This is a genomic window from Candidatus Thorarchaeota archaeon (assembly GCA_021498125.1).
In the GTDB taxonomy this organism is placed as follows: Archaea; Asgardarchaeota; Thorarchaeia; order Thorarchaeales; family Thorarchaeaceae; genus B65-G9.
Window position 1 is genome coordinate 36208 of record JAIZWL010000007.1, and the last position, 12224, is coordinate 48431.

11 protein-coding genes are annotated in these 12224 nt (G+C 44.1%); 3 read left to right on the top strand and 8 right to left on the bottom strand.

Translation table 11 applies throughout. The features are described from left to right. Positions 1-109 precede the first annotated feature (109 nt). Positions 110-595 carry a thioredoxin-dependent thiol peroxidase gene (bcp, locus tag K9W43_12410; GenBank protein MCF2138028.1) on the top strand — a complete coding sequence of 162 codons (486 nt, stop codon included), beginning with the start codon at positions 110-112 and terminating at the stop codon, positions 593-595. Positions 596-721: 126 nt separating this feature from the next. Here the strand turns inward: bcp and K9W43_12415 are convergent, their stop codons facing one another. From K9W43_12415 to K9W43_12435, 5 genes are all read right to left on the bottom strand, one after another. Continuing rightward, entirely contained in the window at positions 722-2641 is a 1920-nt protein-coding gene (locus K9W43_12415) for a right-handed parallel beta-helix repeat-containing protein (GenBank protein ID MCF2138029.1), read from the bottom strand. 371 nt (positions 2642-3012) lie between these two features. After that, positions 3013-5025 (bottom strand): right-handed parallel beta-helix repeat-containing protein, encoded by a 2013-nt coding sequence (locus K9W43_12420; GenBank protein MCF2138030.1) that lies wholly within the window; start codon positions 5023-5025, stop codon positions 3013-3015. A 498-nt stretch (positions 5026-5523) separates the two neighbouring features. Beyond that, the gene (locus K9W43_12425) at positions 5524-6849 is read right to left on the bottom strand and encodes an FAD-binding oxidoreductase (GenBank protein ID MCF2138031.1); all 1326 of its coding nucleotides are present in this window, start codon (positions 6847-6849) and stop codon (positions 5524-5526) included. A 94-nt stretch (positions 6850-6943) separates the two neighbouring features. After that, positions 6944-7765, bottom strand: coding sequence for an iron export ABC transporter permease subunit FetB (gene fetB, locus K9W43_12430; protein MCF2138032.1), 822 nt, complete (start codon positions 7763-7765; stop codon positions 6944-6946). A gap of 1 nt (position 7766) precedes the next feature. Continuing rightward, complete coding sequence (locus K9W43_12435) at positions 7767-8414, bottom strand: ATP-binding cassette domain-containing protein (GenBank protein MCF2138033.1); 648 nt, start codon at positions 8412-8414, stop codon at positions 7767-7769. 240 nt (positions 8415-8654) lie between these two features. On the opposite strand from K9W43_12435, the gene K9W43_12440 reads away from it, so the two are divergent. After that, positions 8655-9671, top strand: a complete 1017-nt coding sequence (locus tag K9W43_12440) for a hypothetical protein (GenBank protein MCF2138034.1) — start codon at positions 8655-8657, stop codon at positions 9669-9671. A gap of 66 nt (positions 9672-9737) precedes the next feature. Beyond that, on the top strand, positions 9738-10526 hold the full coding sequence (locus K9W43_12445; protein ID MCF2138035.1) for a hypothetical protein: 789 nt from the start codon (positions 9738-9740) through the stop codon (positions 10524-10526). Between the two features lie 111 nt (positions 10527-10637). Here the strand turns inward: K9W43_12445 and K9W43_12450 are convergent, their stop codons facing one another. From K9W43_12450 to K9W43_12460, 3 genes are all read right to left on the bottom strand, one after another. Further along, positions 10638-10898: a DUF86 domain-containing protein gene (locus K9W43_12450; GenBank protein MCF2138036.1), complete on the bottom strand. Its 261-nt coding sequence runs from the start codon at positions 10896-10898 to the stop codon at positions 10638-10640. A gap of 123 nt (positions 10899-11021) precedes the next feature. Next, positions 11022-11387: a nucleotidyltransferase domain-containing protein gene (locus tag K9W43_12455; GenBank protein MCF2138037.1), complete on the bottom strand. Its 366-nt coding sequence runs from the start codon at positions 11385-11387 to the stop codon at positions 11022-11024. Positions 11388-11678: 291 nt separating this feature from the next. Continuing rightward, on the bottom strand, positions 11679-12188 hold the full coding sequence (locus tag K9W43_12460) for a hypothetical protein (GenBank protein ID MCF2138038.1): 510 nt from the start codon (positions 12186-12188) through the stop codon (positions 11679-11681). Positions 12189-12224: the final 36 nt, after the last annotated feature.

A 12224-nucleotide genomic window follows, 5' to 3' on the forward strand; every position in this document is an offset into this window, starting at 1 on the left:
ATATAAACCTAATGTAATCCATGATGGCCCTGTCCGACCGAAATTCTCTACATCACAAGACTTACAATGATCGGTCACAAGTAAGACCATTGTCCAGTGGCGAATCGAGATGAACGTTGGAGATGTGGCACCAGATTTTGAGACCGTTACGGAATCCGGCGAGAGCTTCAGGCTGAGTGATCATCGAGGACACAAGGTCGTTCTGTATTTTTATCCGAAAGACAATACACCCGGATGTGCCGCAGAGGCCTGCTCCCTACGAGATGCATTGCCGGTGTTTTCAGGGGAGAACATTCGTGTCTTTGGTGTTTCAGGTGGGAGTGCAAAGTCGCATAAGCGGTTTAAAGAAAAATATGATCTTAATTTCGCGCTCTTGATGGACGAGGATCATAGTATTGCAAAGTTGTATGGCGTATATGTTCCCAAGAAGTTGGCCGGTCGGGAATATCTCGGTATCCATCGGATCACGTTTCTCATTGACGAGAATGGACTGATCGACGGCATCTATGGTGGCCCTCACGGTATCGAGAAGGTCAAGACCAAGCAGCACGCGGAACAGATCGCCAAATACTGGAAATTACCACTTGGCAAGTAGGGATGAACAGACCTGCTGCATATACAGTTGGTGTCAAGTAGGTTCATTCCGGATGCCGCAAGCAGTATATCAGCTCTGCGGACTGGTACCTCTGGAACGTGCTGTGAAGAGCGCACAGAGAGATCGTTACCGTTTCTTCCTCACGACATAAAGAATGATAATCACCCCTACGACTCCGATGATCACGAAGACTCCTAGAGGTCCTTGGTCGATAGGATCTAGGGGGTCACGCCACAGTCTGACTTCTTCCCCATCTGGGACTCCATCTCCGTCAGTATCAGGATTGAGTGGGTCAGTCCCATACTTTTGGATCTCGTCTATGTCGGTCAGTCCGTCGCCATCTGTGTCTGCGTACGTGGGATAGTGATCTATTGACTTTGCTAGACCTGGTATCGGATAGGTCTCGTGTCCAGTATACTTGCCCCATGCGTTTCCCAAGTCATTTCCATTATCCCATGTATTATTCGTACCATTATCCAATGCATCTAGTTCTCGATTCTGAGCTATGGTATTTCCAAAGATGGCACATGACTGTGTGGAGGTATGTAGCTTGATTCCAACACTATTGTTTGTAATGGTATTGGATATGATCTCGAACTTCTGACAATCTTTGACATCAATACCAGTCCCATTGTTATGCATGATCGTATTTGATACGATACTACACGATTCCGAATTATACGCCAAAATTCCTGCTTCGTTGTTCACAATAGAGTTGTTGATTATAGTGATATGATTACTGAAGGTCATTTGAATTCCTGTTCCATTGGACTCCCTGAATGTGTTATTAGATATCACTGATTTTTCTTCATTCATTACATCTATTCCGTTGTTGTAGTAGTCGCTGAATATACTATTATTCATTATATTATTGCTATTCTGTAAGAAAAATATTCCATAATTCAGATTTGTAAACTGATTATGATGAATGAGTGTATTCTCTGTTTGGAATCCGAGTATACCCATAATAGACCCGGAAAATTTTGAATTATAGATAGTACAGTTATTTGATTTAGAAATAGAAATTTGCATAAATTTGTTATTCATTGCTGCGATATTTGCGACCGTGCATTTGAATGAATTCTCTAAGAAAATTCCCATGAACGTATCTGTGAAGGTCCCTCCGGTAATATTTACATTATAACATTCTTGCAGGATGATCTGTCCATATGTTGACCCGTTAGATATAACAATATTATTTGTGTGGAAAAATCCTAGTGGTAGATCATTCACCATATTGCCCGTGATGACTGAGTGGGATATGTCTAGAATGTCTTGAATTTTGAAAGCACATGAGTAGAGTGAGTTATTGATCACTTGAAATGAGCCTGACGAAAATATACTAATTCCCCATGCCTTAGCTTTTATTCTATTATTCATTATACTGACACTTGATGTGGCCAGAGTGTAAATACCATAGAAATCAGCGTCTAAAGTGCAGGAGCGTATACTGACGTTGTTTACACCGTTGTATAGACCAATCCCTTCTGACACACCGTTGAAAGTGCACTCTGTAATAGAGATGTTCTTGCTTGGTTCATGACCTTCTGAGAAAAAGTCACCGAAAGTTATTCCATTGTTCGAATCTGTAAACGTGCATTTGTTAATAATTATTGATTTTGAATAGGTCATACGAATATCAGTGGCTGCATCTCGAAACGAGTTCTGACTGATCTCAATACTCGTACAATTTTCCCCCTTGATCCCGTAGGTCGTGGACCATACAGTGAAGGTATGGCCCACGAATGTCACATTGAAGATTTTTCCATTGGTCACATTATCAAGGGAGACACCCGAATTGTTGGTTTCTATTAGGCAATTTTGAATGATGAAATGTGCTGTCGTATTTTCTATGCTGATTGCTATCTCCCCATTAATTTGGAGACCCTCTATCCGATAGGGATTTGTTGCACTACCATTTCCCGGCCAGCCCTGTGTGGCAAAGTCTGTATTCGTGACAATTTCTATTGGATTGTGCGTAGTAAGATCCGCCAAATTGTTGCTATGCCGATCAGTCCCCCTTACTATGTCAACTTGGTCACTCATGACCATATTTGATGCGACCAGAATGAGTAAGATGATTAACAGGAATGGCTTGGCTTTTATGCATAATCCGGCGACACTTTTTCGCAATTTTATTAATACTCTCCCGCCTATATTTTTAGAGTTTTAAATAAGCTCCCAATCTATCCTGTGTTCTTTTGTCCATATAAATCTCAGCCAGTTTTTGATAAACGATTACGTGCTGTTATATCCAAGAACTGTGTACATTATTAATTGGGATTGCACTGCTGGAAACTGATGTGGGTCGGTTCTTCATTTCTAATCGGTATAAGGCAAGCTCGGGAAAGGTCAGCGTGAATGTGATCCTCTCATCGTGGCTCCAAGTAATACGGTGATGGCACGACAGGTGATTGTCATCGTCTCTTCTTTAAGATGCAAAGGCTGACAATTGCTACTGCGGCCGCGATAATTATAATTAACCCCCACGGTCCTTGGTCATTAGGGTCTAATGGATCTCTCCACATTCTGACCTCATCGCCATCGTAGACCCCATCACCATCAGTATCCGGATTGTACGGGTCGGTACCGTATTTCTGGAGCTCATCAATGTCGATCAGGCCATCTCCATCAATATCCGAAACGGTCGGGAAGTAATCAATAGAGTTGGCCGTACCTGAAATTGCATAGGTACTGCCACCCGTATAGTCACCCCACGAATTCCCGATACTTTTTCCATCATCCCATTTATTGTCCGATCCATCATCTTTGGCATTTAGCTCGCTGTTCAATGAGATGATATTCTTGACGAGCGTACAATTAGAGCTGTCTTTCAGATAAATTCCCAGGCTGTTGTTTGCCACAATATTTGATATGACAGAAAACGTCTGGCAATTATAGAGCTGGATGCCAATGGCCCTATTTTTTATAATCTTGCAGGAGCTGATAGTGGAGTCAAATGTATTAAATATTAAAAGTCCGTTCGTGTTGTTTACTATTTCGTTTTTTGTTATTACGATCGATTCTGAAACTGATGCGTAGATCGCGCCGCTGTCCTCTATATCTTTGATCACATTGTCTTCTATTATTATGCTGCTTGTATCTGTGAGATCAATGCCTGTGTATTGTGTCCGAATAATTGTGTTGTTTCTAATAGCCGCATTTGTGACGTTATAAAGTCTAATACCACCACTCTTACAATGAAATATACTATTGTTTATTATTTGTATGTCTCTAAGGTCCTTACCTGTTATCGCATTACTTGATAGATCGTAAAATCTTGAATTCGTGATAGTACAATCTGTCGAGTCCGAAATAAAAATACTTGACCCATCTGTTCTTTCAATCGTTACATCAGAGACCATGCACTTGGAGGACTTTAAGATAGAGATCGCCTGCGTGACATTAGCGAAGTGGCCGTGGGTAATGTTCACATTATTGGAATTGACGAGAATGATTTGGCCATAGTCATTGCCATTAATGACGGTGTCGTGCATGTTTTGGAAAAAGCCGAATTTTATCCCGTTGATGGTGTTGCCGCTAATTTCTGTCCCTGACTCAGGTTGCGAATCGTCAATCCACATAGCACTGCGGTCGAGGGTATTATTTATAATTCGCAGTGGGATGATGGGAAGATCCATAATATTGATTCCGGAGGCTGTTTTTGTAAAAGTATTATTTATGATGTCCAAATAGCTACCTCCACGAGTAGTAATTCCGTTTATAGAATCGATGAAGAGGCTGGACTGAATTGTCACGTTATTTATTTTTTTGAGAGATTGGATTGCAGATGTTGTTCTGTTGAATATACAGTTTTTAATTATTACATCTACAATATATGCCTTGGAATTAGGATCACTTAATCCGCCAGCCAGTATTATGCTTAATCTTGCAAGTTCAAACTTGGAATCAGTGATGGTAATCGAATCCAGGTTGGTGAGGAATATGCCCCAGCCAGTAAAGTAGAATGTGTTATTGGTGATCCTCATATGTGAACAGTTCTCGCCACTAATTCCGTAATGGTTTCTTTTGAAGAACGAGTCACGAATTTCTCCATTTGTTACATTGTTTAGAAGAATTCCTGTCCGATTGGATTCGATGAAGCAATTCCGGATCACAAAGTGGACCGTTGTGTTCCCAATAATGATCCCTGTCACGTTGGCGATATGGAGACCTTCTATGAGGTATGGGTCTGTCGAGTTTCCGCTTCCTGGCCAACCTTGTGTGGCAAAGTCTACGTTAGAGTTGATGATGATAGGATCATGTGATGAGTATCCGGAGACCACTACAGGTCCGCGCTTTTGTGTTTTTAATTTATGTGTAGTATTAGAATCCCCTGAACTCACGCTATCTGTCACGAGACCCATTGAGGTTGTAAATACCAGCAGAAACACTGCAAGAGTCAATAAATGGTTCCTGATTTTCGGCATTACGCATTGCCTCCTTTCCTTCTACTCATGCCAACGTGAAAATTAACAAATATTATTCTGCGAACATTTAGAGATGTCAAGATTTGTGTCAGAATTTGGCTCTTTGGTATTATATCTGTATATTATTCAGCAATCTTGTCGGAATACAGCGCACTCCGTTTTTGGTATTTGATCATGCAGGCTCCTTGGGAGCTGTGTGAAAAGTCCACAGACATAGATCGTTCAAGTCAGAATGAATCCCGAAACGTTTTGGATTCGATCGCAAAATGGTGTTCATACTTCTCATGATCACTATTTCACTGACTTTTCACACAGAGCCGGCTCCTTGGAGCAAGCGAAAAGCATGACTAATTTTTCTGTCGCGCTCGTCGATCCAGAGAGGTATAACTGTGAGCTACTCCTGTGAATATGTATCTCTGACTACATTTCTGCGGATTGTTAAAGTGGTGGGCCCCCTCAGATAGATGGAAGGGGGGACGTTTCGGATTGTACGAGAGATCAGATCACAACATTCTCGGGTTCGACCTGGCGATGCTTTAGACTGAGGGCGTCAGATGGGATCTTTTTCCCGCCATAGAGTTCGGCTTCTGGTTCGCCACGATAGAGCGCATCTGCGATTCGAGCCATTGCATCTGATTTCATAATGCCGCTGCCGCTTGCACCGTTCACGACAAGGACACCATTTTCGAGATAGACATGCGGAATCGCATCAGGAGAATAGCTATAGCCACCACCCCAGCTTGAGACTGGTCGTGCTCCCTCAAATGCGGGGAAGTACTTTGAGAGCACTGGATAGAGACTGTTCTCGTAGTACGGGGTCTCACCCGTGTTGAAGTCCTCCGTCTGAACGTAGTTGTACGATCGGCCCAGCTTGTCACCGCATCCGATCCAGAATCCTTTCTCTTGAAGCTGAGGTCTGAAGTAGACGGCTCCTCCAGCACCCGCAGTTGGGAGGATCACAAAGGGCACGCAGTTCATGTCATTGAACCCTTTGGTGTTGAGAAGGTCGAGAAGCTTCTGGTTGTCCTTTGCGTGGATGACAAAAATCTGGCGTTTCTTAGCCTTCAGCCGACTGTCCATGCCTATTGGGTCGAGGAGCTCATTCGCCCACGCACCAGTGGCGAGAACGGTGGTCTCGGCGCGTATCGGCCCATCGTCGGTGACTACCCCATTGACACGCTTGAACTGCCAGACGAATGGTTCACCGGGGAGATCGAGTTTGGGATCTGCCTCTAAGAGAAGTCGGGTGACATTGACATTGAAGCGTGGTTTGACATGTGATATCTTTTTAAATTCTTCAAAATAATAATCGACAAGTCGAGTAGGATCGAGGACTGCACAGTCTGCACCAAAGAGACCATAACTGACTTCTCGCAGATTCATCAGTTCTGCATCCTCATCGCCGCTGAAGTCTGTGTTAAGACCGGGCATCAGATCGTTGAGTTCTTGTTTGTTGTATACGCGGTAATGTACTCCCGACGCCTTCATCCGTTTCATCCAGAGTTGCACGCTATCACTGTTGAGCTGTTCTTCACTGAGCAGCCAAAGATAGCCCACCTTCTCGAACATGAGTTCGAATCCTTCCTCATTTTGGATGTGTTCCATGTGCTTGATCGACGTGTCTGTCAAGAGCTGATTGGTCGATGAAGCGAACATGTTACGAACAGCAGCCGCGCTCATGGCCGTATTTGCTTGGCCCGGGGCTGACTGTCTGTCAAGAAGGAGTATCCGCTTGTCAGGATTGTTCTTCTGCAAATAGTATGCAGTCGCCGTGCCGATGACGCCTGCTCCTACTACTATTATGTCGAAGGTCTCTTCGCTCACGCTTGTCGCCTCCGGTTTCTGAGCACGTGTCCGGTAGGAACTCAGTTTTAATACTTTGGATTTCCCAGTGGTCGCCTCCAACCGTGACCGATCTCTACGAGTCAGGAGGTGGGACTGTTAATTGCATGCGTTCATTGAACATCTGTTTCAGGAAGAGTCTGGAGACTATGATCCCACAGCTCACGGTTGAGAGAAAGATCATGATGAAGATGATGACCTGATAAAATGCTGCCGCGACAGGACTTGCACCACCAATGATCATTCCACTCATGAGACCTGGAATACTCACTATTCCCAGCGACGCATACCGATTGAGGTTCGGAAGCATGCCGCTTCTGATCGACTCTCTGATCGTGAGGTCTGTGGCCTGAAGGGGTGTGGCACCGAGTGCGAGTGCGGTTTCCATGAGGGCACGCTGCTTCTGAGCATTGCCCCACATTCTGTCAAGGACAAGTGCCGTCATGCCCATTGAATTGCCTATGACCATACCTCCCATGGGGATGATGAACTCTCCAGTCGGTTTGACGATGCCCAGAATCGTTGCGAGAAACATGACCCCGACACCTCCAACGAAAATCCCCGGTAACGAGGTCTTCATGACTCCCGGGATCTTGTCAAGGTTTCCGCGGGTCGTATAGGCTGCAAAGGTGGCCATGAATGAGAGGACGATATAGATGATGATCATGTTCTCAAGTGCAAAGATCTCAACGAGGATGAGTGCCATCAAGATGATTTGAATTGTGCCGCGAATCGTTCCTACAATGAGTTTGCTTCCGACTCCCAACCCCTGCCAGCGGGTGACAAGAATCAGGATTGCCAAGAGGATCATCGCAGTGATGTAGCTTACTATCGCTTGCTCTACATCAGTAGGGAGTGAGTTGAACCAAGCCATTATGTCAAAACCAAACTGCATCATCTTAGTGCACCTCCGAATTTCCAATTTCTATGACTCGCGAAGTAAAACGTTCTGCCTGTTCTCTATTGTGGGTCACGATCAGAACGCCCACTTCTCGGTCTGAGACCACATTGTTCACGGTGGTTTCTACCATGAGTGTGGACTCCTCGTCTAGGGCAGAGGTCGGTTCATCCAATAACAGTGCATGAGGTTTTAGAAGTAATGCTCGAGCTATTGCAATACGTTGTTTTTCTCCACCCGAAAGATTGTCCGCTACTTTTTCCAGCATCGTTGAGGGGAGATTGACCTCTCGTAGCACTTGTGCGAGGGCCTCTTCTGTTGTCTTTAACCTGTGGATCTTAAGGCCCCACAGTAGATTGTCTCTGACCGTTCCCGGGAACATACTTGCCTGCTGCGGTACGAGGATCATCCTTCGTCTGAGCTCGCGTGGGTTCCATTCATGTACATTCTTTCCGAGAAAGATTACCTCTCCGGAGGTGGGCGGAATCAGGTCCACTGCAATACGTAGAAGCGTGCTCTTGCCTCCCCCTGATGGGCCGGAGATCCCAATGACCTCTTTATGATGTAGGTTGAGAGAAACATTCTCAAAGAGTGTTCGGTCACCATATCGTTTTGTGACCTCTTTCAGCTCGAGGATATGGCCGTCCATATGAAAATCGCCTATTCAGCTCACTTGTGTCCTATATTTGAATCGTCCTACATCGGCCTTGCGAATTGTATGCGCTGATGATAACGACTCTTTATGCACTCTTGTTTACCCGGTATGGGTTTTTTCATTTAATCTGCAATGCACAAGACTGATGAGGCATATAGCAGATGAATGATTAAATGCGGTCCACGCAAAACACAAATGTAACTATTTAGAACCATACATTGGAGGACTGGATAAATGCCTGGACTTGTCGTCCGTAAAAATAATGGAGAACTCAGATGGTATCCGTTCTTTAATCGAGGAGACTTCTTCTCGTTCTATCCTGATAGAGATGCTGGCGTCTATGAGACCGGAATAAAGGTCGGTAAAGGGTTCAAGTTCGAAAAACATTTGCCAGGGTACTGGATGCGTTCTTCTTCTGGGAAACGTCGAATTGGTGGTGGTAATTCTCTTATTGTGTTGGAGAAGGACGGCGATCTGAAATTCTATCGATTTGAAGGCCAGACTTTCATGGTGCATGATACCGGAAAGCGAGTTGGACGCGGTTTCAAACCAGAATGGGACTATATTGTTGCTGAGTGGACAGGAAACGGTACCAGTGATCTCCTCGTTCGTGATGAGGATGGTCACCTGCGCCTCTTCCCGTGGAATGGCGAAAAGTTCGTTGATCTCGGCTCCGATGAGCGAGTAGGCGACGGGTTCGATAAAGAAAAGTACACACATCTCTTTGCGGGATACTGGACTGGAGGTTCGACACCTGACCTTGTGGTACGAGAGAAAGATGGAGACCTCTGGTTATATCCCTTTGATGGGCGCACCTTCAAGGGTCACGGCAAACCACGTCGTATAGGTCGTGGATTCAAGGATCATTTCACGCATTATCTCGTCGACCACTGGATGGGAAATGGAACTCCTGATCTCATTGTCCGTGACAAACATGGTCATCTTATTCGGTATCCCTATGGCGACTACGGAAAGTCAGAGGGGTTCACGTTCTCAGACCCGCCCTATGAGGAGGTCGGAAAGGGATTCAAAGAGAAGTGGGTCTATATCGTTGGGCACTGGCGCAAACCCGGTCACCCCGATCTCATCGTCTGTGATGATCACCATACGATGAAGTTCTTCCCCTTTGAGAATGGTGAGTTTGTAGAGCTTCCAAAGGATCAAAAGATTGTTGGCAAGGACTGGAACTTTGAAGACTACTGGGATTTCTATCCTATTGATGAACCCACATATCCGCAACCTACGAAGTAGCGCTCTGCATGGCCTTTACGCAAGTTTCTTAAGCCACACAAAGACGGCGGGTACGGGTTTAGCGGTATGACAGAGAATGGTAGCCATGATGATCTTGAGCTCTCGTACTTTGAGAGCTCAAACATTACAAAGCTGGATGTGATTGGCACTATTCTTGCCGCCATCTATGGTGTTTCAAGTACCATTCCTATCAGTACCTTCTTTGGTGCCTTCGGAGTGACCAGCACCGCCCTCGGTTTTTCGATTTGTATTGCGCCACTATTTGGGATCCTTCTTGGTCCTCACCGTGGGTTTGCCTACGGTCTTATCGCAGGTCTCATTCAAGGTGCCTTGGCCACGGTTGTTCCAACAGCAGGTCTTGCCCTTCTTAATCCCCCCGTTATCCTTGGTCCCGCAATCTCGGGACTCTTCACAGGACTCGCGCTTCGCAAATTTACAACTATCAGGGGGCGGAAGGTTCCCGGGCCGCTCTTCACAGCAATTTATATGCTAATTATTATTACCCTTTATGAGATTCCCAATTACACTGCATGGTGGTTCATGTTGCCCTATGCCCTTGCCGCTATTATTGCACTGGTTCTACAGATCTATCAGATAGAGTTCGATCCCGAGAAGGAAGGTTGGCGTAGATACGCTCAGGTCTTACCATTCACCTTCATTGGAACCATGACGGACTTTTCTATGATGACGATGGGTGCTGTCTACTTGATGGCAGTTCCAGCTGTCGTGTTTGGATCAGTCATCTTTCCGTTCATGCTCGGTGAGCGAATTGCCGCAACGGTTGTCAGTACTATAATTGCATTCGTTGTCTTGGCAACTTTTAGAGACGTTCTGATTGTTGGGATGAATAGTTGATTAACTTGGAGGGATTTTATTACATTTTTTACCCCATACATTGCTGAGTGACGCGCGGACATCTAGCTCGTTTTCGAGTTATTATTTTATGATCTTGCTGCATATATTACTTTATTTTATTTCGCTTTTTGCTTGTCTAACGAAATCATACACAATCTCTAGTAGAGATATCATTTCTAAGAGTTCGTCGGTTGATATTTTGTAATATTCGTGTGCTATTAGATTTCTAAAGAATACCAGTTTCTTCGCGGCATTGTACATTTCATTTGTCATCAAGTGTTCCTGTAATAAAATTTCAAATATTTCTCTGTACGTTGAAGGGAAGCCAAGTTTCCGTGTTGTTATAATGGACTCACCTATCAATAAGAGCATTTACTGTCTGAAAACATTCCATTGCCAACGTATTGTACACAAGATAATCTGAAACGTTTCTATCTCGGAGCATTGATGCCTTATTATAATGTTTTTCAAATCGCAAAATGTTCTCTACAAGTTTCATGCTCCCACTCCCTCAGAGATTCGCCTATATAACCACGAGATCTCCAAGTAATTCCTAAGAACTTTCTTTTTAATCTCTAATAGATGTGTTTCATTTTTATTGAATATCTCAATGCCTTCTTTTAATACATTAAATTGAATATGAAGCGGAAGGCGATGAAAGAGAACTAAGTCAATTCTATCGGAATAAAGGCTGCCAATATCTGCTTCACTTTCAGAATCCGTTTTGTCTAAAATTACTGCAATATCAGTGTCCGAGAGTGGTTTTGCTTCTCCTTTTGCAACAGAACCGAAGAGGAAGACGGCAATTACATTTGGGTCATTTCTTAATGTGATCAAAATCTTTTCAATATCATTGTCCATTTCCATCATCCTGTGTATCGACGCTACCACCAAAATACTGTCATATTTCATGCTTTAGTTGGAGTTGCACCATTTATCGCTTATACACATAAACTATTACTTTCCATCTATTAAAAACGTGTGTGTATAACGTGATGTATTCAGATATTGAATGGTTGCTTTTTATTTTATCTTTCTTAGAAAGTGCAAGACTGTGATAAAACGGGCGAATATCATCATTACAAATTATGAATCAAGTTCCGTCATTACATGATGTGAACTTGCTTGTATCAGAGGTCTACGATAATCGCTCTAAATCGATTGTATCATCTTACGGACATCGAGCCATTTGTCTTCTACAACGAAGATCTCTCTCAGGTTCTCGTCTTCACGACGTCTCAGATATTTGGTGATGATTGCACCACCTGTTCCTAAAATCGTGAAATATGCAAGAATGAGAATCCCGCCCGGAACCGTCCATACAGCCTCCATACCATATGTTTTCCACAGTGACACTGCCCAAGGACTAAGCCACGACCAGATTAATTGGCCAAAGAACATAGATGCAAGTCCCCAAACGAAAAGAATCCTCTTTCGAGTGCGGATAAATGTCCGATAGTAATCAATAGTCTCTTCTGGAATGGAGAGTCTTTCTTGGACATGTGGAATGACCTGCTTCTCGATACAGTATACGGGATAGATCCAATAATGCCAGAATCCCATTATTACAGCCATGATCGGTACTGAGATCCCAGTATACTCCAACCAAGCAAGGAACCCCATACTTGTATAGATAATTGCGCTCTGAACTATGCTGAACAAAAAAAGGCAAATGCTACAATAGCTTCAGGATAGTTC